The organism is Mariniflexile sp. (genome assembly GCF_052728615.1).
This window is the reverse complement of sequence record NZ_JBFVFE010000030.1, coordinates 1-22,971: the sequence shown is the minus strand read 5'-3', so window position 1 is coordinate 22,971 and position 22,971 is coordinate 1. Positions and strand designations below refer to the sequence as shown.

20 protein-coding genes are annotated in these 22,971 nt (G+C 33.3%); 11 read left to right on the top strand and 9 right to left on the bottom strand.

Features of this window, described 5'->3' with window-relative positions; all coding sequences use genetic code 11:
• Positions 1-38: 38 nt before the first annotated feature.
• Complete coding sequence (locus ACU1LP_RS12070) at positions 39-1,037, bottom strand: hypothetical protein (protein ID WP_445730734.1); 999 nt, start codon at positions 1,035-1,037, stop codon at positions 39-41.
• A 153-nt stretch (positions 1,038-1,190) separates the two neighbouring features.
• Here ACU1LP_RS12070 and ACU1LP_RS12065 point away from each other — a divergent pair, with 153 nt between their 5' ends.
• The 9 genes from ACU1LP_RS12065 (at position 1,191) to dcm (ending at position 11,029) form a co-directional block, all read left to right on the top strand.
• The gene (locus ACU1LP_RS12065; RefSeq protein ID WP_445733411.1) at positions 1,191-1,544 is read left to right on the top strand and encodes a hypothetical protein; all 354 of its coding nucleotides are present in this window, start codon (positions 1,191-1,193) and stop codon (positions 1,542-1,544) included.
• Between the two features lie 83 nt (positions 1,545-1,627).
• Positions 1,628-2,224 (top strand): hypothetical protein, encoded by a 597-nt coding sequence (locus ACU1LP_RS12060; protein WP_445730732.1) that lies wholly within the window; start codon positions 1,628-1,630, stop codon positions 2,222-2,224.
• A gap of 82 nt (positions 2,225-2,306) precedes the next feature.
• Positions 2,307-3,569, top strand: coding sequence for a hypothetical protein (locus ACU1LP_RS12055; RefSeq protein WP_445733412.1), 1,263 nt, complete (start codon positions 2,307-2,309; stop codon positions 3,567-3,569).
• A gap of 19 nt (positions 3,570-3,588) precedes the next feature.
• Complete coding sequence (locus ACU1LP_RS12050; RefSeq protein WP_445736376.1) at positions 3,589-5,379, top strand: T9SS type A sorting domain-containing protein; 1,791 nt, start codon at positions 3,589-3,591, stop codon at positions 5,377-5,379.
• Between the two features lie 962 nt (positions 5,380-6,341).
• Positions 6,342-7,799 (top strand): ATP-binding protein, encoded by a 1,458-nt coding sequence (locus ACU1LP_RS12045; protein ID WP_445730741.1) that lies wholly within the window; start codon positions 6,342-6,344, stop codon positions 7,797-7,799.
• 46 nt (positions 7,800-7,845) lie between these two features.
• Positions 7,846-8,229 carry a hypothetical protein gene (locus tag ACU1LP_RS12040; RefSeq protein WP_445736375.1) on the top strand — a complete coding sequence of 128 codons (384 nt, stop codon included), beginning with the start codon at positions 7,846-7,848 and terminating at the stop codon, positions 8,227-8,229.
• Between the two features lie 265 nt (positions 8,230-8,494).
• Entirely contained in the window at positions 8,495-9,277 is a 783-nt protein-coding gene (locus ACU1LP_RS12035) for an enoyl-CoA hydratase/isomerase family protein (protein ID WP_445736374.1), read from the top strand.
• A gap of 122 nt (positions 9,278-9,399) precedes the next feature.
• The gene (locus tag ACU1LP_RS12030) at positions 9,400-9,675 is read left to right on the top strand and encodes a DUF6471 domain-containing protein (RefSeq protein ID WP_445736373.1); all 276 of its coding nucleotides are present in this window, start codon (positions 9,400-9,402) and stop codon (positions 9,673-9,675) included.
• A gap of 13 nt (positions 9,676-9,688) precedes the next feature.
• Complete coding sequence (dcm, locus tag ACU1LP_RS12025) at positions 9,689-11,029, top strand: DNA (cytosine-5-)-methyltransferase (RefSeq protein WP_445736372.1); 1,341 nt, start codon at positions 9,689-9,691, stop codon at positions 11,027-11,029.
• Here the strand turns inward: dcm and ACU1LP_RS12020 are convergent.
• Complete coding sequence (locus ACU1LP_RS12020; RefSeq protein WP_445736371.1) at positions 10,996-11,685, bottom strand: NgoBV family restriction endonuclease; 690 nt, start codon at positions 11,683-11,685, stop codon at positions 10,996-10,998. The two genes, dcm and ACU1LP_RS12020, sit on opposite strands and share 34 nt — an antisense overlap.
• A gap of 117 nt (positions 11,686-11,802) precedes the next feature.
• Positions 11,803-12,486: a hypothetical protein gene (locus ACU1LP_RS12015; protein WP_445730690.1), complete on the bottom strand. Its 684-nt coding sequence runs from the start codon at positions 12,484-12,486 to the stop codon at positions 11,803-11,805.
• 347 nt (positions 12,487-12,833) lie between these two features.
• Here ACU1LP_RS12015 and ACU1LP_RS12010 point away from each other — a divergent pair, with 347 nt between their 5' ends.
• Positions 12,834-13,907, top strand: coding sequence for a PA0069 family radical SAM protein (locus tag ACU1LP_RS12010; protein WP_445736370.1), 1,074 nt, complete (start codon positions 12,834-12,836; stop codon positions 13,905-13,907).
• A gap of 271 nt (positions 13,908-14,178) precedes the next feature.
• On the opposite strand, the gene ACU1LP_RS12005 is transcribed toward ACU1LP_RS12010, so the two are convergent.
• Positions 14,179-14,787, bottom strand: coding sequence for a hypothetical protein (locus tag ACU1LP_RS12005; RefSeq protein WP_445730692.1), 609 nt, complete (start codon positions 14,785-14,787; stop codon positions 14,179-14,181).
• A gap of 678 nt (positions 14,788-15,465) precedes the next feature.
• Between ACU1LP_RS12005 and ACU1LP_RS12000 the strand changes: the two genes are divergently transcribed.
• Positions 15,466-16,338, top strand: coding sequence for an AraC family transcriptional regulator (locus tag ACU1LP_RS12000; RefSeq protein ID WP_445730693.1), 873 nt, complete (start codon positions 15,466-15,468; stop codon positions 16,336-16,338).
• 234 nt (positions 16,339-16,572) lie between these two features.
• Here ACU1LP_RS12000 and ACU1LP_RS11995 read toward each other — a convergent pair whose 3' ends face one another.
• The 5 genes from ACU1LP_RS11995 to ACU1LP_RS11975 all read right to left on the bottom strand — a co-directional run bounded on the left by ACU1LP_RS11995 (position 16,573) and on the right by ACU1LP_RS11975 (position 22,910).
• A complete protein-coding gene (locus tag ACU1LP_RS11995; RefSeq protein WP_445733419.1) occupies positions 16,573-17,226 on the bottom strand; it encodes an HD domain-containing protein in 654 nt (217 codons plus the stop codon).
• 52 nt (positions 17,227-17,278) lie between these two features.
• Positions 17,279-20,164, bottom strand: a complete 2,886-nt coding sequence (locus tag ACU1LP_RS11990) for an SNF2-related protein (protein ID WP_445736369.1) — start codon at positions 20,162-20,164, stop codon at positions 17,279-17,281.
• A 254-nt stretch (positions 20,165-20,418) separates the two neighbouring features.
• Entirely contained in the window at positions 20,419-21,411 is a 993-nt protein-coding gene (locus tag ACU1LP_RS11985) for an acyl-ACP desaturase (RefSeq protein WP_445730696.1), read from the bottom strand.
• Positions 21,412-21,420: 9 nt separating this feature from the next.
• On the bottom strand, positions 21,421-22,158 hold the full coding sequence (locus ACU1LP_RS11980) for a lysophospholipid acyltransferase family protein (protein ID WP_445730697.1): 738 nt from the start codon (positions 22,156-22,158) through the stop codon (positions 21,421-21,423).
• 440 nt (positions 22,159-22,598) lie between these two features.
• On the bottom strand, positions 22,599-22,910 hold the full coding sequence (locus ACU1LP_RS11975) for a Fic family protein (protein ID WP_445736368.1): 312 nt from the start codon (positions 22,908-22,910) through the stop codon (positions 22,599-22,601).
• Positions 22,911-22,971 lie beyond the last annotated feature (61 nt).

The following is a 22,971-nucleotide window of genomic DNA, read 5'->3' as shown; positions in this document are numbered from 1 at the left end:
TTTTTGAACATTTTTAATAGAAGAAACGATTTACTTAGCTATTCCAAGCCAAAATTGTGATTAATGATGATACTTTCTTTTAGCCTGTCTATTTTTTCATGCATTTTGTTAAAAAAAAGGGTTCTGTCTTTTTCTCCCGAATGAACAAGTAATTTTGAATTGGACATCTGCTTTTCAAAAAAATATTCCATAACATCACAAGTATCTTGATGTTCTATTTTTAAATATTCCAAGACGGTATAAGGCACAAAGAATACCTTCTTATAAGTGGTTTTTGCCATTATTACATTGCTCATGGTCAATAAATCACTTTTGTATAAATTATAAGTAGCATTATTTTTTGAATTTATAATGCTTTGTTGAATAGTTTGTTTTTCAACATGTTTAATAATATCGTTTAAATCATCACATATTTTTAGGGCAAGTTCTTTAGAAAGTAATTGCGCTTCATAAAAATATATAATTTGTTGTAGTGTTCCATTAATAGTGTTTTCATTCCAGAATTCCGTAATGTTTATATAGTTATAGGTCTCACCCAATGTAATTGCTTTTTGCAAGAGGGAATCAGGAAGCGTTTCAATAAAAGTATCAAAAGATATTTTGTTTTCAATCATTTCCTTATTTGAAAATTTCAACCAAACGTAAATTTTATAGCGCGTAATCAGGGAGTCTTTTAAAGTGTAAAATAGCGGAATGTCTTTGGCAGAATATAATATAGTAGCGTTTTTTAATTTAGTAAGTGGTATTAAATTAGCAATGGATTTGGCAAAATAAGACTCCAAATCGACTTCATTAACTATTATTGGAGACCTTTCTACTAAAATGGTATTCTGGTTTCCTACTTCAAAAAGATTATTTAATGATACATTAAAATGTTTTGCCAGTTTTACACTTTCTTCAAGTGTTAATTGGGTTTTTAAATTGATTCTTCTATAAGCAGCATCATGCCCAATATCCAAAACCGTTGCAAATTCATCCACAAAAGAACTGTTACTTAAATTTTGTGCTTTTAGATGCAGAATAAATGTTTTTTGCATTATTTACAATTTATTTAATTAAACAATAATTTTTTTGTGAAATGTAAGAATTTTATTTTGAATTAACGATAATTATTAAGTGCTTTTACAGTGCTCTTGAATTAAATTTACAAGGCTGTTAATCACATCATGTTAATATTAAAATACAAAACTATGAAGCCTATTATATATATTTTGTCGTTTTGCTTGCTACTTTCTAGTTGCTACAGTTATAAACATGTTGATTCAAATAATCATGAATTTGTAGTTTCTAAAAAGTACAAGATTAAGACACAAGAATTCGATAAAATTAAAGGTAAAATTTACAGTGTAAATAATGATTCTATTATTTTAATGAATAAAGGGATTCAAACAAGCATACCGGTTTCTAAAATTGAAGACGTAAAACAAAGAAAATTTTCATACTTAAAAACCTCTGGAGCGATAATTTATATTGGGCTTGCAGTTTATTTAGCTTCTTCATGGGAACTAAGTTTAGGGGATGGTAATATACAATCGCCTAATTAATCAAGTATAGCAAGTCAATACGGATAAGATAATGATATGCACTTATTATAAATATTACTAAAGAAAAATAAACATTAAACATTATGAAAACAACAATTTTAATTTTAAGCCTATTATTGCTACAAGGTTGTAGTGAAAATGACAAGGATTTCACCCCTACGTTACCGTCCATAACTCAAACTGGCGCAAACACTTTTGGCTGTTATGTAGATGGTAAACTATTGACTCCTAGAGATGGAACAGGATCTACTTTAAGTCCTGATTACGGAATGCTTTTTTTTAGAGGTCCAGATAATTCTCCTTACAACGAATTACGCGTAAGAGATTATAAAAGTGGAAATGGAGGCTTATTGCAAATACATTTCGATGCCTTGGAAGAAAACGGAGTAGGTACTTTTGTAATTAATGAAAGTAATTGTGAAAATGGTATAGATGCTAACCCAACCATAAATATCAGATGTAGAATTTGGGATGTTAGTTTACAAATTTTCAAGTGGTACTGTTCCGTCGAGAATGGAGGTACAATAGCTGTTACAAAGTACGATTCTGATAATAGAATTGTTTCTGGCACCTTTAGCTGCAAAGTAAAGAATAAAGATAATCCCGAAGATGTTATTGAAATTACTCAGGGTAGATTTGATATAAATAGATTCACATTGTCAAAAACGGAATTTCCATAAAAAAAGGGTGCTACGCCAATAGCACCCACATAACAAATAAAACCATTTACAGAGATGTTTCACTTATTAATTCTTTAAAATTATGAGAAATTTAATTACTTTAATTGTTTTTTTAACTGCCATTAACTTTAGCTTTGGACAAGTTAAAGACGTCATTCCAGAACCAAACATAGATAGCATGTTGGTACATATAGATAAAACCAAACTTACGTCTTCTTTTTTATATGAACGAACCACACCAATTGCCAACCTTACCCATTTTAACACCAAAGGAAAAAACATTTCCGTTTTAGGGTATTTTGAACAAGCACTACAAGAACTTTATAAAGCTTCTAATAAAACGAGGTTCGAATCTTACAAAGATGCACGTAAAGATTACAAAAAGAACCAAGAATTAAATACAGTTAACATTGGTGTTTTACATGTAAAATTGCAAAGCCTAAACTATAATAGAGAAAATGAATCGTTGGGTGCGTTGCGTTTTGAGAATAATAAAATAACCAAAATAAATGAAAACCCTGTGTTTTTAGAACACGATGTTCTTGTGATATCACCCTTGTTGGATTATGCTGTGGGAAACACGATTAATTACTTGTTTAACCCAAATTTATGGTTTGAAGATAGTGAAAATGAAATTATATTCATTACAGCTAATTTTGATACCAATAAAGATTATATAATTTATAGCAAAAATAATTATAACCAGATTAAACTACCTATTACGTACAATACATCGGGTTATAAAACCTTAGAGTTTACTGCAACCTATAAAGATGGAACGGTAAAAACCACGTATGGTAAATTGCATGTAAAATTACCTGAAACTGTTCAGAACCGAATGATGGATCCTTTAGTAGAAGATGTAGAGGGATTTGTATCTACCATTTCGTTTCAGGGTTATGACGAAACTTCGCCAATTTATGGCGAGATTGATTATCGCATATTTTACCATACAAATAATGGAAATACCCAACCCACGTTATTAAGGCCAATAATAATTATTGATGGTTTTGACCCTGGCGATAAACGTAAAATACAAGATGAAGACTCACCAAAACCTGCTAATGAACATGTTTCTATTGAAGAGTTTATGATTTATCTTGATAACAATAATGATCCTGTCGATTTAATAGAAGAGTTAAGAGGTTTAGGGTACGATGTCGTCTTGGTTAACCACCCAACTTATACCCGAGGAAGTAATACCATAGATGGAGGAGCAGATTATATAGAGCGCAATGCTAGGAACCATGTTTCGTTGTATAATCATTTAAACGCTACTTTATATACAAATAACAGTAGTGAAAAACTTGTTATTGTTGGGCCAAGTATGGGGGGGTCAGATTAGTAGATACGCATTAGCTTATATGGAAAAAAACAATATAGACCACAATACACGGCTTTGGGTTAGTATAGATAGCCCACATTTAGGAGCAAATATTCCCATGGGCATACAGTCCATGATAAACTTGTTGGATGCTTTTGGAGATAGTGTTGCTGCTGCAGATTTTTATAATAACCAATTAAAATCTACCGCTTCGCAACAACAATTAATAGAGCAACACAAAATAGGTCATTTACCCAACTATCTTAATGGGGGTTCTCCAGTATATCAACAATATTACAGCAATTTAGAATCCAATGGATTACCAAACTCGAATGGTTACCCTCAAAACTTAAGAAAAGTGGCCATTGTTAACGGTTCTCTTGATGGTACTAAAGTTGGTGTGGCTGGAGAAGAAGATTTTAGAATACATGGTTTTGTTAACCAATTGTGGTGGGATGTTAAAGTAGTAGAAATGAATACTAATTATATGCCTAACACAGGAAGCAATGGGCAAGTTGCAAGGTTTTGGAGAGAATTAAAGCCATTGCGTACCGCAAGTTATACTAATAACAATCCACGTGGTAGTTTGGATATTGTGCCAGGAGGTTTATTTAATAGTGAAGACGAAATTCATTCTGCTGTTATAGGTGCTGGTGTTGGTATTTCAGATTGGAGTAATGGTTTAAACTTTCAAGAACTTGCATTAGCTTATTATTTAGGTATATGGGGAGATCATTTTGAATCAAGAACCAACAAAGAAGTACATTCATTTATACCAACAGTTAGTGCTTTAGGGTTCAATAATCCCAACTTTAATTGGTCTCAAAAACTAGACAGAAACTTGGTATGTTCTGGTGAGATTCCTTTTGATAGTTATTTCGGACCCAAAGTTAATGAACGACATACATCTTTCACCGAAGAAAGTGTTAATTGGTTATTATTAGAATTGGCGGGTAACCCTCAAGTCCCAAATTATCCTTTGAGCCCAAATAAATTAAATGGTTCAGAGCAGGTATGTGGGCTTGAAACATTCACATTTGATAATTGTTCAACTCCAAGTCCAGTAACAAGTTGGGAAGTATCATATAACTTACAGATTGTGAGTAGTAATGATAATTCTGTAACAGTAAATCTAATTTCTACGAACTCAACTGGTGGAGGCTGGATTAAAGCAACATTTGGTAATGGAAAAGTAATTCAAAGGAATATCTGGTTAGGTGTACCCAGTACAATTAGTGAATTATCCCACGTTGCTGTATTTGGTTGTACCATGGGCGAAATAAATGCGCAGCAATCACCAAATATTGAGGGTGTTTATCAGTATGAATGGATTATTTCGGGGGGCAAAGTGGTTATTCCAAACGTTAACAGTAGTACTTATAATGGCATAAGCACTGTTTTTGTAGACCCTATAGACGGAAATTATGGTATGACGGTAAAAATTAGGGCCAGGAACGATTGTGGCGTATCGGAATGGTACACCAAATATATACCAACAGATTGTGATGATGGAGGAGGGGTAACTCCATTAAAAGCTGTTAAACAAAAAAAAGTTAACAACACCAGTAGTAGTCCAGGGTATATCGGCATATATCCGAACCCATCAAATGGGATTGTTAATATTCAGCTCGAGGGTGTAAGTTATAGTAGCACGGGCGATCAAGGAAAAATGGAGGCCAAATTATTTGACACATTGGGCAGGTTAAAAAAAAACATACAGATAACAGAGAATAAAACAGAGGTCAATACCTCAGATTTGGAAACAGGGATCTATATACTGTCAATATCTAGAGCGGGAGAGATTAACAACCATAAGCTTGTTGTAAAATAGATTTCATTGTAAAAGTAATAATGAACAATGGGCATGTTATTACAAAAAAATTATAAAATGAGGAATCTGTAATCAATGCCATTTAGTTAAGGAAATTGGGTAATGATTAGCAAAAAAATATCAAACAAAAAGATACTGAAACAAGTTCAGCATGACAATGTGCTGGCAAGTTTGTCATCCCGAACTTGTTTCGGGATCTAAAAAGAACCTTAACTAAATGGCATGGCATTATAATATTGAAAATTGTTAGCAAATTGCTTCTGTATGGATGATACGAGGCATTGTTTTTTGATTTTATCATACTTTGTCGGATCGTTTGTTTTTCAACGTGGTTTACAATGTCATTAAAAACAAAACCATGAATCCCTTTTGTTTACTGACAATCAAACGGTTACAATCTTAATGGCTATTAATGTTTAATTTGTGAATTCCGAATAAAAATAAGCCAAACTCCTTTAAGCCAAAATTTAAGTAGTTTGGCTAAAATATTTTATTAGACACCTTCACCCCTGTATATTTGACCCACCATAACATAAGTAGGTTAAGTTCATGGTAGATTTGGGGCAAAAAGGTGAACTCTCGTTCACCTTTTTCATTTTATAAATTCTCACGAATATTCCTAAATTTAATTTCAAAACAAAGGGACAGTTTTCAAGCAACCGGTTGGATATCATTCCAAAAAAAACAAGTTTGATTTACTTTTTAAAAAACACCAAACCCAATTGTTTATCCAAAGTGGTTTAAGGGAGATACTGAACTCGACCCATACCAAGCCCCGTGAAGTGACCAAGGTATCAAATTCCTTTAAAAACATCATAGAAATCACTAGTACACCCACCAACCCACATCAAGTTTGCAAATTAACCTGGACTGTTTGGTTCAATTATTGCTATATTTATTGCATCATTCTTTTAAATGAAACTTCCATAACGAACGCTTTGATGCCCAGAGGAATTAACTATATGAAACTAAAGAAACTCTCTTTACGCACCCGTATTTTTTTGGCCATGATACTGCTGGTATTGTTGGCATCCATCCTTATTTCGGCAGTAGCCATATTTCAATATAAAGAACAAAGTGAGGATTATCATAAAGACCGTTTAAAGCGAAAAGAAGAAAACGTCCAGACACATTTAAAACGCATTTTAAATGGACGGCAAAACACATGGGAAGTTAAAACAGAAAACATTCCATTAATATTTAAAGAAGAAGTTTATAACATAGCAGACATCCATAAACTGCAAATTAATCTGTACGACTTAGAAGGCTCCTTATTAATTTCTTCAAAAGCAGGTTTACAAAAAAACACTGCCGATAAATGTCTTGATGCCCAAACTTTAAACGCTATTTCAAACACGGCATCGCATCGGTTTGTTGATAAACATGATGAAAATGGAGAGATTTTTCAATCGTCATTTACCTATCTTTTAGATCAAAAGTCAAAAGCCATAGCCATTTTGAACATCCCTTATCTAGAAAAGGATGATTTTCTTACCAAAGAGCTCCAAGAGTTTTTAAAACGATTAGGTTTTGCTTTTATGCTGGTATTGGTCATGGCCATTTTTATAGCTTTTTTACTCTCTAAATACATTACAAAATCGTTAAAAACCATTAGCGATAAAATAAACACCACACGACTGGAAAAGCGCAACCAAAAAATAGATGTAGACGATACCAGCGAAGAAATTACTACTTTGGTTACATCGTATAACAGCATGATTGACGAACTGGAGGAAAGTGCCATACAACTGGCAAGAAGCGAGCGTGAACAGGCATGGAGGGAAATGGCCAAACAGGTAGCGCACGAAATAAAAAACCCTTTAACACCCATGCGCTTAACGGTTCAAAACTTTCAACGCAAGTTCGACCCTACCGATGAAAAAATCCATTTAAAAGTTGACGAATACAGTAAAACCTTAATTCAGCAAATAGATACCATGAGCTCCATTGCCTCAGCATTTTCTAACTTTGCAAAAATGCCGGCGCAACAAAATGAAACCTTAAACGTGGTCAATATTGTAAAATTGGCACTCGATATTTTTAATGAAGATTACATTGTATTTACTGCCGAATCTGAAGAAGTTATCGCAAAATTTGATAGAACACAATTAATTAGAGTGGTTACAAATTTGGTAAAAAACGCAATTCAGGCATTGCCGGAAAACCAGGATCCGAAAATCAACGTTAATGTGGGCACTAATAACAATGATGTGGTTATAACGGTTGCCGATAATGGCTCTGGCGTTTCAGAAGAAAATATAGAAAAAGTGTTCGAGCCAAAATTCACAACCAAATCCAGCGGCATGGGACTTGGTTTGGCCATGGTAAAAAACATTGTAGAAACCTATAAAGGCAGCATCACTTTTACCACTCAGAAAGGAAAAGGAACGGTGTTTAAAGTCATGTTTCCAAAAGAATAAATTATTCCTGAGGAGACAGTAATCTTATAAATTAAACTTTATGATATTGAAAAACCTATTTTTAATAGTAACTTTTACCTTTAGCTTCGCAACGTTTGCCCAATCTGAATCTTTTGTTGGAAATTATACAAGAATCCCAAATTTAGCAGATGGGACAAAAATGAAATGGACACTATCTTTGAACGCCGACGGTACGTTTTTATACAATTTTTATAGAGACATTGCAGGTAAAATGAATCCTGCAGAAAATTTTATGGCAAAGGTTCTTGGAAAGCAGAAAAGTATGTTGTTTACTTTTTTGCCAACAAAGAAACAGATATGGATGACATACACACAAAGAATTTCATTAACTAAAAAGCAAGGATTAATAGTAAATCGGCCAGAGATAAATCAACTAAACCACTATGGACTAAAGTGCCATAGGTTTTAAAATCTGACTAAAGTCAGCAATACGTGATTACTCGAATGAAACCAACATATTAATTCGATTACCTGTATACTCTTTTTTGGCTCAAAGGAAACTGAATAAAGATTTTTAGAAGCTAAAGCGAGATGCACTAAAGTACATAGTTTTAACTAAATTTGAGACCAATAAAATCATTAAAACTTCCATAAGGGTTTTTGAGTCGGATATACCTGAAATAAAAGGATTAGAACTTTTTAAAGAAGAATAAAAACATAAAATAATAAAAACCATGAGTTACAACAATATTGTAGTAAAAGAAAACAATGGCATCACCACCATAACCATTAACCGTCCTAATAAATTAAACGCCCTAAACATGGAGACCATTAAGGAGTTGCATGAAGCGTTTAAGGATGAGGAAGCCGATGAAGGCACCAAAGTTATTATACTGACCGGAAGTGGCGAAAAAGCGTTTGTTGCCGGTGCAGATATTAGCGAATTTGCCGATTTTGATGTGAAAGAAGGCACTAATTTAGCCGCAAAAGGGCAAAGGATATTATTCGATTTTGTTGAAAATTTATCAAAACCCGTCATTGCTGCCGTAAATGGTTTTGCACTAGGCGGCGGACTGGAATTAGCCCTGGCATGCCACTTTAGAATAGCCAGCGACAATGCCAAAATGGGACTTCCGGAAGTATCGCTTGGGGTCATTCCGGGGTATGGAGGTACACAACGTTTACCACAATTAATTGGCAAAGGGCGCGCTATGGAATTGATTATGACGGCAAGTATGATTGATGCCAACCAAGCTTTGAATTACGGATTGGTAAACCATGTAACCACACAAGAGGAATTGCTTCCACTTTGTGAAAAAATAGCCCGTAAAATAAGCAACAACTCAACGGTTGCAGTAAGTTCTGCCATTAAAGCCATTAATGCCCATTATAAAGATGGCGTTAACGGATTTAACATTGAAATCCAGGAATTTGGAAACTGTTTTGGTACCGATGATTTTACCGAAGGCACCACGGCTTTTTTACAAAAAAGGAAGGCTGATTTTCCGGGGAAGTAAAGTTGGAGGATATTTTGACTGTTTTTTCCAATAAACTTGCTAACAATTTATTTATATCTTCATTAAATTATTTGCATATTTGCAAATAATTATCCACATTTGCGATTAATCAAGTAGAAAATATGACGGATTGGAATAATAAAGTCAAGCGTTTATTAAAGTCAGAATTGGTTCGTAGAGGAATTTCAAATTCAGACTTGGCAACTATGCTTGAACAAATTGGAATTGACGAAACCAAATCGAGTATCGATAGTAAAATTAGTCGAGGTACTTTTAGTGCATCATTTTTTTTTCAATGCTTAACCGTAATTGGTTGTGAAAAAATAGAAATCGATCCTGATGGCTATCGGGACGAAAATCAATTGTTAATTGCTGCTGAACCACAAATTATAACCTAAAAAAATAATAAAAATGCCAAAAGTTAAATTTATAGACTTATTTGCTGGACTTGGAGGAATAAGATTAGGTTTTGAAAAATCGTTTAACGAATTAGGTTTTGAAACGGAATGTGTAATGACTTCTGAGATTAAACCATATGCAGTTGAAACTTTAGAAAAGAATTTCAGTCACAATTATTTTGTAGGAGATATTTTCCGAGTTGATAATGAACAAATTCCAGATTTTGATTTTTTATTGGGAGGTTTTCCCTGTCAATCATTTAGCGCAGCGGGAAATCGTCACGGATTTTCTGAAACAAGAGGCACCTTGTTTTTTGAAATTGAAAGAATCATAAAAGAAAAAAAACCTTATGGTTTTATATTGGAGAATGTTGAGGGTCTTGTGAAGCACGATTTAGAGAATAAAAACGATAAAATCGGAAAGACGTTGTCGATTATTTTAGACAAGCTTAAGAATGAGTTAGGTTACAAAGTTTCTTGGAAAGTTTTGGATTCTATTGAATTTGGCTTGCCACAATCACGCAAACGAATTTTTATAGTTGGAACGAAAGATGAAAAACCAAATCTTACTTTTTCAGACAAAGAATTTAAGCCCTTAAAAACTATTTTAGAAAGCGGTTTAGAAACGATTAAATCTGACTTTACAGAAAAGCTTTTTCGTCATTTTGAAATGGAAGATTTGTATGGAAAGTCCATTAAAGATAAAAGAGGAGGCGATAACAATATTCATAGTTGGGACATTGGAATTAAAGGCGAGGTCACGGACGAGCAAATAATTCTGCTGAATAAGCTTTTTAAGGAACGAAGAAAAAAGCATTGGGCGGAAAAAATTGGAATTGACTGGATGGACGGAATGGCATTGACTTTAAAACAGATCTCGACTTTCCATAAAAATGATACCCTTAAAGAATTGTTGGATGATTTGGTTAAAAAAGGATATTTAAGATTTGAGCATCCTAAAAAATTAGTTCTGGAGAAAACTGAAAATGGAGAAAAAAGTTTTCGTGTTCATGATGAAACAAAACCGAAAGGATATAATATTGTAACTGGAAAATTGAGTTTTGAGATAAATAAAATATTGGATCCAAACGATATTGCCCCAACGCTTGTTGCTACTGATGTTTCGAGATTGGCTGTTCCGGATAATGGTGGTTTGCGACGGTTGACAATACGCGAAGGATTACGCTTATTCGGTTATCCAGAATGGTATGAAATTCCCGTTAAAGAAACTGAAGCTTTTGATTTATTAGGAAATACCGTTGCTGTTCCTGTTGTCGAACACGTAGTTAACCAAGTCGCTGAAATTTTCAAAGCAAATTATCACCTCAAGGATTTACCAGTCGAAGCTGTATAGCCCTTTTTTACTTTGTCTAAAAACAAAGCAGTGCCTTTTTCATGTCTAGTTTTGCCGTATTTATATTGGTTTTCCTGAAAAGCTTCTAGAAATTCTAATGCTGATTTAAAAGGTTTATAAGTTGTTCTATCATTATCATACCATTTAATGGGTCTGATATTTACTAAATCGCCTTGTTTAACCTGGCATCTTAATGGCCAATCACCGCTGGGTCCCGTTATTTCCCAAATCTTTTTTAGCCACACATCGGCAATCTCAATCTGACCATTCATCATTTTATATCCAAATATTAAATAATCAGAATCGAGCCTGTAGGGAAATTCAATGATTGACCTTCTATATGCCATAAAATTTGCAACATCAAAATTTGCACCGCTATCATAATCAAACGATTTAATTTCAACCAATCCTTTATCTTGATTTTCTAAATCTAAATTTAAATCAGGGAAATCTTGTGTATTGGGTTTCAAAAAGAAATCAACGTCATTTGCGTTTAACCAAGCGGCCAACCATTCTTGAATTAAATTTCCTATAGTGTCTTTTGTTTTTACAGTAATAGTGAGGTCTTTTAAAGTAAATTCAACACTTCCTTTTTCTCCTATTATTTTGTATTCTTTTGTTAGTTTATGGTATAACTGTTCAGGAGTTAATTTCATTAATATTGTTTTTACTTAATCTTCAAATGTAAATAAATTTTCGTGGATTTTAATTTCATAAAAGTTTAAACAAAAACTGTCCGTTTAAATTAATATTCTAATTGATTAAAAACGTTTCTATTCATGAAAAATACTGGATTTACCTTTTTTCTTTCTGTAAATTTTAATCGAAATAATTATAACCCAAACTATTAATAAACTCAAGAAGAAGTAAGTAGCTATTACATAGCCTAATCTATATTTTGGAGGTTTACCTAAATATTGGCTAATATCCTTTTTAGTGTCTATTTTAACGGAATTAAAGAGTTCAGTTTTAACATTGGGGTCAAATTGTGTGTCGCTTGCATAGAAAAAAGTATATAAGTTTTTATTTAATAAATAAAACTCGGCTTCGTAAGTAGGCGTTTCCAAATCATTTACAAATTTCAAATTATAACCAGTAAAGCCTTCTTTTTTTACCAATGTTGTAGTCCTTAAATAATAAGGAACTCTATATCTCATTATGGCAATAACCCTATTATATTCGTCTATCAAACTGGTATAATCGTATGGTAGCCTAGAAAGACTTTGTTTTTGGTCTTCATTTTCAAAAAGCACTTTTTGGACAATAAAGTTATAAGATTCTGTTTTAAATCTAATTTGGTGTATTTTTACACCATCTATAAGTGTGTCTGATTCAACGAAATTTTTTGGAACATCCAAACTAACCAAGTCATCTAATTTATGCGAGAACATATCGCTATTTTGAGAGGGTAATATGCTGGTAATTAAAAAGAAAAATAATATAAAAAGCTTTTTCATAATAGTAAGGTCCTTAAAAATCCTTTAATAAAGTTTAAAAAATTTGAATAAGCCTAAATTATACATTTTTTCAACTCCATAGACAATTCACAGTCACATTTAATAAACATTATTATTTACTCTGTTTAAAATATAGTTTATGAATATAAATCAAGAGGATAGCTTTTAGAAGAAAATCTAATAATAAGTTCTGTTGGGGGAACTTATTGATTAAAGGTAACTTAACCAGTCCCCCATTTTGTTAATAACCCATTCCTGTTTTAACATTTTTCAGCGTAAATTATAAGTAATTTTAAATCCCGATAGCTATCGGGACTACGCAGCATTCAATCTTTATTTTTACTAAAATGGACCCAAAATCCACTATAAAAGGCCGTGGCGCACAACTTAATGTACATAACCGTTTCTTCGAATTAAGCCACGAAATGCGTGACGATTTTTTAGAATTCTGCCATAAAGAGGGTGAAGAAAGCGATAAAAACAAAACCCTTTATTTAGAGGTTTTTCCTAAAACTATTGTAAATAAGGTGGAAAGCCCAGATATAGGCATGTCTTATTCCATGAATGCCTACCAAGGTTGCGAACATGGTTGCATATACTGTTATGCGCGCAATAGCCATGAATTTTGGGGCTATAGTGCCGGTTTGGATTTTGAAAGTCGCATTATGGTAAAAAAAGATGCACCAAAACTTTTGGAAGCGCTTTTAAAAAAGAAAAGTTGGAAGGCGCACCCCATTGTGATGTCTGGCAACACCGATTGCTACCAACCTGCCGAAAAACAATTTGAAATAACCCGTCGGTGTTTAGAAGTGTTCCTAAAATATAAGCATCCAGTTGCCATTATTACAAAAAACGCTTTAATACTTCGGGATTTAGAGGTTATAAAAGAACTTTCAAAGGATAATTTAATAGGTGTCAATGTTTCCATTACATCGCTTTCAGAAGATACCAGACGTGTTTTGGAACCCAGAACCGCTTCCATTAAAAAACGTTTGGAAACCGTAAAAACATTAAGTGATCATGGCATTCCTGTAAACGTGATGTTGGCGCCCATTATTCCGTCCATAAACAGCCATGAAATACTAGCATTGGCAAAAGCAGCATCAGAACATGGTGCATTATCAATAGCCCATACCATTGTAAGACTCAATGGCGCTATTGGCGAAATTTTTACCGATTGGATTCATAAAACCATGCCCGATAAAGCTGAAAAAGTACTGCGCCAAATTGAAAGTTGCCATGGTGGGACCTTAAACGATTCGCGTTACGGCACTCGGATGCGCGGTGAAGGAAAAATTGCTGAGCAAATCAATAATCTTGTAATACTCGCCAGACAAAAATATTTTAAAAACAAGGTAATGCCAAAATTGAACACCAGCTTACATGCCCAATTTAAAGATGGGCAATTAAGGTTATTTTAAATCATTGTTGTCCGGGAAAGAATCAAGACCGCTTCGCTGTTAGAATATAGAATAAAGACTTGGTGGTAACTAACAGATAAACATTCTAATTATTTTTTTAAATCCTAAATTTTTATTATGATTTCAAAACTAGGTCAAAAAGACTAATAATTGAGCGAAACACCTAAAAATATAAAAAACGACAGTCTGTAAACATTTTATCGGATAACACTGATTTTAAATGAAAAAAGTGGACTGGCGCCCACTCTTTTCCAGTATTCAGATTTGTTTTTTAGTTTTTAATGTCATTAGTAAATACACGTCCATCTGTGTTATAAACAATTTTATAATCGCCATGTTTTAAACCAGATAACTTATAAACTCTATTAATGTGCATGGTGTTTTTAATAGTTTCAGAATAAATAAGTTCTGATTTTAGATCATTATCAATAAAGTAAATCTCAACCTTTAGAGGGGCCTCATTTAAAGCCAGTTTTGTTAGGTAAACTAAATTACCCTTTACCCTTGTAAAAGGTTTAAAAATTGTTTTTTCAAGTTCCTTGTTAAAAGTAACTTCATTGGACAATACGCTAAAAGGGATGGTATTGATTTCTAAATCTTTGTTCAATTCAAAAATATAATTGCCATTTGGCAATGCTGTTAAATCAAACCCTTTAGTGTAGATTCCTGTTTCCTGAATGGTTTCCTTATATAGTACCATACCGTTGTTGTCTATAATGGACAATAGGTTTCCTTGCTTTACATCTGTTAAAGTAAGTGAGGTTCTGTTAGCCTCATTTTTAATGATGTAAAATGGGGCATCATTGGCGAAACTTAACAAGGTAGCAAACATAGTTACCATTAAGATTCCTTTTTTTGTGTTTTTCATTGCGTTTTTCATGATTTGGTTTTTTAATGTTTTTATACTGCAAATATAAAGCGGGTATTAACTTTATAAAACATTGATATTTACATATTTATATGCTATTTTATCTATTAATTTAATATCATGTTTATGTTAAATTAATATAGAATACAATGGGGTTAATTGAGTATAATTACTACAAAAAACATAAATGTGGCATCAAAGGATTTAAACTGATTTTTTGAGCGGTATTTGTTTTGTGCTAGGAGCAGTTTTTTGGAACATTAAAATAAAGCAAAAAAAAGTGGGCCACCACAGCCCACTTTACCAACTAAACTAAATAAGACATTAAACTAATTATTAATGAATATTGTAAACTCTTTGTTGTTAGAGTTGAAAACGATTTTATAATCTTGTTTTTCTAATTTATTTATACATTCTACTTTTTGTGCTACTTAACTTTAAGGCTAAGACAGATGTAAGTAGGAATTGTTTTCTTTGTTATTTTAATGATTTGGGTTTATTAACATTCAACAATACAAAGGTATCATATAAGTGAAGTATAGAAAACATCAAATTTGACCAATTTGTATGCTATATTAACTGTTAATTAAATGTTAACGGCATGTAAAGTTAATATAGCATATAATAAGGGTAAAAAAAGCTATGTTTGCATAACAATATCCCGTAATTTTGTTGTAAATAAATTATGTTATGATTAATAAAAAACCAACTTTTAGAAAGCTTACCCCAAGTTTCGGAAGTTCTATATTAGTTAAACAACATGTAGATACGGTAGATAAGAATGGTGCATTCTGGCATTTTCACCCAGAATTGGAACTTATCTATATAAACAAAGGGCAAGGAAAAACACATATAGGAAACCATTTATCCTATTTTAACAATAGTCAATTAATACTTATTGGATCTAATTTACCACACAATGGTTTTACCGATAGGTTAACGGCTAGTGGCACAGAAACCACTGTACAGTTTAAATCGAATTTTTTAGGAGACGATTTTCTTAGTGTACCGGAAATGGCTGCCATAGTGTCGCTTTTTGAAAGGGCGAAACAAGGCATTCGATTTAAAATAGAAACAAAAAAGAAAATAGGCCCGAAAATAGAGAAGCTTTTGGAACACGACGGCTTAAAACGCGTCTTGAAATTTTTGGAAATATTACATTTTTTAGCAACAACAGATGATTATACTTTATTAAATGCCGATGGTTTTGCTTTTGAAACCGAGCCACAAGACAGTGCTAAAATTGATATTATATTTAAATACATCAATAAAAATTTTCAAAACCACATTTCGTTAGATGAAATTGCCGATAAAGTAAGCATGACCGTACCGGCTTTTTGCCGCTATTTTAAAAAGGCCACCGGTAAAACTTTTACAGAACTCGTTAACGAGTATAGAGTGGTGCACGCTACCAAACTTTTAAATGAAAGCCAAATGAGCATTGCCGATATTTGTTATGAATGCGGGTTTAATAATTTCTCGCATTTTAACAAACAGTTTAATGAAATAACGGGCAAAAGTGCTTCCAATTATAGGAAAGAAATAAAACTGATTATTCAGTAAATGATTTTTTTTTTACAGGTTGGATTAAGAACATCACAAAAAAATTAAATCTTATTTAAATATCTAATATCATAAACCCCTCCGCCTATCGGCACCTCCCCTTAAAAAAAGGGGAGGAATTATTACGTAATTTATAATTATTTGAACTTTTTAATTTTACACTTAAATTACTTGGAGGAAAGTAACCTGTGTAATCCGTGTATTTGGAATTTTTGTTTTTGGAATTTTTGTTTTTTACTTTCTACCTTCCCACTCAGCATAAAACTGTTCTAAAAACCGCTCCATATATTGATGTCTTTCCAAAGCGATTTTTGTTCCTGTTTTGGTGTTCATTTTATCTTTTAAAAGCAGAAGTTTTTCGTAAAAATGATTGATGGTTGGTGCGGTTGATGTCTTGTATTCGTCTTTACTCATATTTAGGTTTGGTTTAATATCCGGGTTATAAAGAGTCCTGTTCCTAAAACCCCCATAATTAAAGCATCTAGCAATCCCAATAGCACCCATGGCATCCAATCTATCGGCATCTTGAACCACATCCAGTTCTGGGGAGCGGAATTTTTGAAGTTCATGGCCTCCTTTAAAAGAAATGTTTTCGATAATGGTTACAACATGCTCTATGGTTTTGGAGTCCACATTGTGTTCATATAAGAATTTTCGTGCCATTTGCGGCCCAACGGTTTCATCGCCATTATGGAATTTACTATCGGCAATATCGTGCAATAAAGCCCCTAACGAAACGATAAACATATCTACAGCCTCATTCTTAGAGATGAGCAGGGCATTGTTATACACCCTTAGGGTGTGGAACCAATCGTGCCCGCCTTCGGCATTCGCAAGGGTTTCTTTTGCAAAATCGATGGTTTTATTTATTATTTCAGTTGAAGTCATAAAAAGCTTTTTTTTGTTGAAATTTTGTTAAATCAGGTCTATTTACCTTTTTTTAAGACAGTAAATAACCTAAATTATTGCTTACGTCGTCAGGAATATTATCGGTTTCGATAATGGTATTTGAAATTTCTTTTTTCTTTTCCTGCAACGAACGTATTTTTTCTTCAATCGTATCTTTTGCAATAAATCGCACCACGTTTACTTGCTTTTTTTGTCCTATGCGGTGGGCTCGGGCAATGGCTTGGTTTTCGGCAAAAGGGTTCCACCACGGGTCCAATAAAACCACATAAGAAGCCGCCGTAAGATTAAGCCCAACGCCGCCTGCTTTTAGAGAAATAAAAAACAATAAAACTGTTTGGTCGTTTTGGAATTTATCAATTTCAGTTTGCCTGTTTTCCGATTTTGTAGCGCCCGTTAATTCACAAAAACGTATGTGGTGTTCTTTGCACCACTGCGTATAAATGGCTAAATGTTTTACAAACGAACTGAACAAAATAATTTTTTGGCCCGCTTTAATAAGCGTTTGCAAATATTCAATAACATCTAAAAACTTACCCGAATCTCCTTGAAAATCAGGGACTACCAGTTTTGGATGGTTACCAATTTGGCGTAAACGCATTAAAGTGTTCAACACGTTTATTTTTGTTGGATGCTCGTTAGCGTGCAACAACGAATTTCGGGCTTTCGATTTTTCCTCTTCATACCATTCTTGTTGTTTGGGTTGCATTTCGCTATAAAATACTTGTTCTAAAATAGGGGGCAAATCCTTGGCTACCTGCTCTTTTGTTCGTCTTAAAATGTAGGGTTGAATAAGGTTTTTTAAGGCTTCTGTTTTGCTTTCGTCCTGATGTTTTTCTATCGGAATTTTAAAATAGTTTTTAAAAAACGTGAAAGTTCCTAACAAATCCGGGTTAATAAATTGCATTAACGACCATAAATCGTCGAGTGAGTTTTCAATAGGTGTTCCACTTAAGGTTATTTTGTGGGCTGTTGAAATACTGTTGATGGCTTTGAATATTTTAGAGTTTTTGTTTTTTATATATTGGCTTTCATCTAAAATTAAATAGGTAAAATCGAGCGTTTTAAAATGGTTGATGTCTTTTAAAACAATAGGGTAAGAGGTAAAAACAATATCGTATAAATGCAGTTTTCGCTTTATTGTTTTTCGGTCTTTGCCTGTATAACCAATGGTTTGCAAAAATGGAGCAAACTTTTTGGTTTCGTTCTTCCAATTAAAAACCAACGATGAAGGCACGATAACCAATGCTTTTAAAGGTTCTTTTTTTAATGTTGTTTGCGAAAACAAATCGAGGGGCTCTGTTGTAACGGCGGGGTTTAGTTGGTCTTTAATATGGGTTAAAACAGCCAGTGTTTGCAGGGTTTTCCCTAGCCCCATGTCATCGGCAAGACAAGCTCCCAATTGGTTCTGGTTATGGTCTAAAAGCCATTTTACGCCCTCGGTTTGATAATTTCGCAAAGTGGCCTTTAAATTATTGGAAGGGATATATGCAATGTTTTGTTTTTTGCAAACGGCACCAATGGCTATGTTTGGTAGATGGTTTATGATAGGTAATTGATTGCGTTTTAATGTTAATTGTCCGTTTTTAATAACCCCAAATTCTGTAAGATCTTTATAGGTTGAAAACCATATGCGTGGGATTAAAAAATAAGAACCATCGGGCAATTCATAAAAAGGATTGTTGTTGCGGATATTTTCTATAATATTTGAAAATGGAAATGAAAAATCGCCACACGAAATTTGCATTTTCAAATCAAACCAATCTTCTTTTTCTTCATATTTTGAAGATATAAATGCAGAATTTGGAACTATTTTTTTGCCTTCAACCGCTATGTCTTCTATAAAAAAACCTTGTTTTATAAAGGATTCCTTGTTTTTTAAAAGTTCTTGGATTTGCTGGTATGGATCTTCGTTTTTAGGCGTGTTTTCAAAATAAAAAAAATTGTTTTCTGTTTTTTTTAACCCCAAATCAGTTGCTTTTTCTATCCATTTTTTTTCTTCTGTAGTGTTTCTTTTGGTTTGAAAAACAACAATATCGTCTTCAATGTGCATTTTGGAAGCAAACTTTTTTTTGTTGCTAAATGAAAACGAAAAATCTTCGTAAACAAAGCATATATCCAATAAATAACGGTTCTTGAAAAAATTGTAGAATGTGCGGATTTCACATTTTTTTATGTCTGTTTTTTGTTCAAAACCGAAGCCTTCGGTTTCTATTTCTACATGGTTTAAAATGTCTTTTATAAAGGTTTTAAAATAGATTTTACTTGTTCGTTTAGGTATTTCAATACTTTTTTTGGTTATAAAAGGCTTGATTTTGTTGCCATTTATTGTTTTTAATCGATATACGTTTTTGTTGATCGCAATATAACTGGGGTCATTTAGAATAAGAATGGTTTTTTCGGTATATGGCTGTATGGTTTCGGTATCCGTTTTTAGCGAAAGCGTATAAAGTATGTTGTCTGCGGTTTTTAGAAAATGTAAAATGGGGCTTATTTCTTTTTCAGAAAAAGAAAATTGTTGTTTATAAAAAGGGGTGGTTTTCTCTAAATAAAAAGCAAAAGGGATATTGTTTTCTTCTAAATTTTTAAGCAACATATCTAATTTTAGAGCATAGTATTGTTCAAAAATTTTGTTAAAACCTTTATCCTTTAATAATTCCGATAACGGTTTTTGTTTGTTGGTTTTGGCATTGTATTTTTTGGTTATAGCAATTAAGGAGAGTTCGTTACAAAGATCTATGGCAGATTGAAGGTTGGAAAGGTTTTGAATGTTAAAACTTTCTGCCAGCTCGAATGTGGCTATTTTTTCAACATAGGTTAAGTTATTTTCATTTACTTGGGCTATGTATGCTTTAGGGAGTATTTTTTGAATGGATGTTTCCAAATAAAAATCAACACAGACAGCGTATTCCTCATTCATGTATGTATGTTATTTGTTTTTTATTGGACACATGGTGCTTCCATACAATCATTTCCTTTAGTATTGAAATTTAGTTATGGAAGGTTCATACTTTTTAATTCCATCTAAAAAATGGCGTTTACAAAAATATAGTTTTATATGTTGAGTAGCCAAACTTTAAAACAGGAAGCACTTTATTTTATTAAAAACACGTCTAATTTAAAAACATGAGTTCAATAGAACAGATTTTGCACGAACAGTATGATTGTAAAAAACTACTTGACCGCAGCTGGCTCCACCCATTTAAATTGGAATGAGTTTTCGGGTATTTTTATCCTATCAGCCAATCGATACATTCTAGCTGGCAAATTCATTAAATAATCCCTGGCTTTTTCAGCTTCATCGCTAAGGTTGGTAATTTTATCAATTTCCCAACGTTTAATCAATTTGTCTAAAATATCTACATAATCGTTTGAGGTATAAACACCTATGCGTTGTGCGGTATTTGAAAATTCTTCGAAAGCAGAACCTATCTTGTTGCCCGATTCCCTTAAAAAATGTGCAGGCATGGTAATTTTTAGTTTCATCATATCGTGAAACGCCATCATCATTTGGCTAGGATCTACCTTAAAAATACGCTCTACAAACTCAGAATAGGCATGGTGGTGTCTCATTTCGTCTCCGGAAATGATTTTACACATTTTACCCAACTGCTTGTTGCCACTCTGGGTTGCTATTTTAGCCACACGGTTGTGCGAAACATAAGTTGCCAATTCCTGAAAACTGGTGTAAACAAAGTTTTTGTAGGGATCTCTATCGGTGCCAATATCAAAACCATCAGCAATTAAATGCTGGGTGGTAATTTCTATCTCGCGCATATTAACACGACCAGACAGGTATAAGAATTTATTAAGTACATCGCCATGGCGGTTTTCTTCGGCAGTCCATTGGCGCACCCATTTAGCCCAGCTATTTTCTCTATCTACGTTGTCTACGCCTTCCACGTCCATCAACCACGACTCGTAAGTCGGCAAAGCTTCTTCAGTAATCATATCGCCCACTAAAACCACCCAAAAATCATAAGGCAATTCTTTTGAGAGCTCTCTAATTTCCCTAACTTCTTCAAAAAAATCATCCCCTTCAGAGTTTGGTAAAAAATCTGTGGGTTGCCATATTTTTTCAACAGGAATCAAATATTTTTGAATAAGTGCATCTACGTCTTTTTCCAAAAACTGCATCACTTCTAATCTCACATTCTTCAACGACATATTTAAATTTTAAAGGTGTATTCCACTTTTTATTGTAGATTCAATTCTACTTAAAAGCGCATCTTTATCTACAAAGGTAGACAATTTTATGGGCTCGTGTACAGTAAATGTAATATGAGAGCCAATTCCCATAGGAAATTTGCCATACCGATACATTTTCCAAGAGTTATTTATGGAGATAGGAACAATTAAAGCGGAAGGTATCTTTTTAAGCAAAATTTCCAAACCTTTTGTCTGAAATGGCTTGGGCGCACCATTTTTGCTTCGGGTGCCTTCCGGAAAAATAACGGCGGCACGTTTGGTTTCTTCAATATACTCACCAAACTTCATGAGAGCAGGTAATGATTGCCGGGGGTTTTTTCTATCAATTAAAGCCGCACCTCCATGACGTAAATTGTAAGATACACTGGGGATGCCTTTACCTAACTCTATCTTGCTAATAAATTTTGGATGGTGTTTGCGCATATACCAGGTAATCGGATATATGTCGTGCAAACTTTGGTGGTTTGCAACAATTATTAAAGGCAAGTTGGTATCAATTTTATGCATATTGGTAAATGTATAGCGAGTTCCTAAAACATTGCCGCAACGCATTAGGAACCACTGCATAATGTCCACACTTTTTTTGTGTGCCTGATAACCAAACAGATTAAAACACACCCATTGGATGGGATGAAAAATGACCAATGTTGTAAAAAAACAAAGTAAATGTAAAACGGTTAAAGGGTATGACAGTAGTTTTTGCATGCCCCAAAAATAAGTAAAAACTTAGTTTTAATAAACAGCAACACATTTGTTATTTTCGCAAACAACACTTGTTGGTGGATTGGCAATGGCACAATCTGAAAAAAACACTCCATTTTTGATTAAGTGTAGCTTTTTTTTATTGTAGGCTTTTACCAAATTTTGTAGCCTCTGTTCATCAATAGACGTGGAATGCACCAAATAAAATGTTGTACCCGAACAAAAAAAACCTTTACAAGAAATGATGTAAATGCTTGGTAATGAAGGCTGAACTAACCAAATTTTAGTTTTTTGAGGATTAACTGGGGTTTTCAAAGGGTTAAAATTTCACTGACACCAAATTCGCCCATTTTTATGAAAACTTTAACATTTGTATGAGAAACTACAATCAAATTAAGCTAACTTGAATCAAATTTAATGTGATTTTGTGAATTGAAACCTATTTAATTCCTTGTATCTATTTTAGCTATAGGCGCACCTTTTAAGCCTGCCTTAACTAAATAGGCAATATATTCTGCAAACGGTTTTATATTTTGATCAAAGCTAGCATGCTCTAAAGCATTCATATATTTATCCCGTTCTTCAACCGGTATTACAGTCCAAGGGTAGCCTCCTGAGGCAAGCATTGCGTTCATTAAAAACCTTCCCATCCGTCCATTACCATCCATATATGGATGCGTGTAGACAAAAATAAAATGCCCTAATACGGCTCTAACACTAGCTTGTTCTTCATTTTCTATTATTAATAAGAGCATTATTTAGTTCGTATTCTGGTTTTTTATTCCTATCTTTGCGGGGAACAACGTAAAAACCCAC

Excerpts from the sequence above, each read along its gene's own strand:
- ACU1LP_RS12070 (WP_445730734.1), bottom strand. The coding sequence starts at position 1,037 with ATGCAAAAAACATTTATTCTGCATCTAAAAGCACAAAATTTAAGTAAC.
- ACU1LP_RS12065 (WP_445733411.1), top strand. The coding sequence starts at position 1,191 with ATGAAGCCTATTATATATATTTTGTCGTTTTGCTTGCTACTTTCTAGT.
- ACU1LP_RS12060 (WP_445730732.1), top strand. The coding sequence starts at position 1,628 with ATGAAAACAACAATTTTAATTTTAAGCCTATTATTGCTACAAGGTTGT.
- ACU1LP_RS12055 (WP_445733412.1), top strand. The coding sequence starts at position 2,307 with ATGAGAAATTTAATTACTTTAATTGTTTTTTTAACTGCCATTAACTTT.
- ACU1LP_RS12050 (WP_445736376.1), top strand. The coding sequence starts at position 3,589 with ATGGAAAAAAACAATATAGACCACAATACACGGCTTTGGGTTAGTATA.
- ACU1LP_RS12045 (WP_445730741.1), top strand. The coding sequence starts at position 6,342 with ATGAAACTAAAGAAACTCTCTTTACGCACCCGTATTTTTTTGGCCATG.
- ACU1LP_RS12035 (WP_445736374.1), top strand. The coding sequence starts at position 8,495 with ATGAGTTACAACAATATTGTAGTAAAAGAAAACAATGGCATCACCACC.
- ACU1LP_RS12030 (WP_445736373.1), top strand. The coding sequence starts at position 9,400 with ATGACGGATTGGAATAATAAAGTCAAGCGTTTATTAAAGTCAGAATTG.
- dcm (WP_445736372.1), top strand. The coding sequence starts at position 9,689 with ATGCCAAAAGTTAAATTTATAGACTTATTTGCTGGACTTGGAGGAATA.
- ACU1LP_RS12020 (WP_445736371.1), bottom strand. The coding sequence starts at position 11,685 with ATGAAATTAACTCCTGAACAGTTATACCATAAACTAACAAAAGAATAC.
- ACU1LP_RS12015 (WP_445730690.1), bottom strand. The coding sequence starts at position 12,486 with ATGAAAAAGCTTTTTATATTATTTTTCTTTTTAATTACCAGCATATTA.
- ACU1LP_RS12010 (WP_445736370.1), top strand. The coding sequence starts at position 12,834 with ATGGACCCAAAATCCACTATAAAAGGCCGTGGCGCACAACTTAATGTA.
- ACU1LP_RS12005 (WP_445730692.1), bottom strand. The coding sequence starts at position 14,787 with ATGAAAAACGCAATGAAAAACACAAAAAAAGGAATCTTAATGGTAACT.
- ACU1LP_RS12000 (WP_445730693.1), top strand. The coding sequence starts at position 15,466 with ATGATTAATAAAAAACCAACTTTTAGAAAGCTTACCCCAAGTTTCGGA.
- ACU1LP_RS11995 (WP_445733419.1), bottom strand. The coding sequence starts at position 17,226 with ATGACTTCAACTGAAATAATAAATAAAACCATCGATTTTGCAAAAGAA.
- ACU1LP_RS11990 (WP_445736369.1), bottom strand. The coding sequence starts at position 20,164 with ATGAATGAGGAATACGCTGTCTGTGTTGATTTTTATTTGGAAACATCC.
- ACU1LP_RS11985 (WP_445730696.1), bottom strand. The coding sequence starts at position 21,411 with ATGTCGTTGAAGAATGTGAGATTAGAAGTGATGCAGTTTTTGGAAAAA.
- ACU1LP_RS11980 (WP_445730697.1), bottom strand. The coding sequence starts at position 22,158 with ATGCAAAAACTACTGTCATACCCTTTAACCGTTTTACATTTACTTTGT.
- ACU1LP_RS11975 (WP_445736368.1), bottom strand. The coding sequence starts at position 22,910 with ATGCTCTTATTAATAATAGAAAATGAAGAACAAGCTAGTGTTAGAGCC.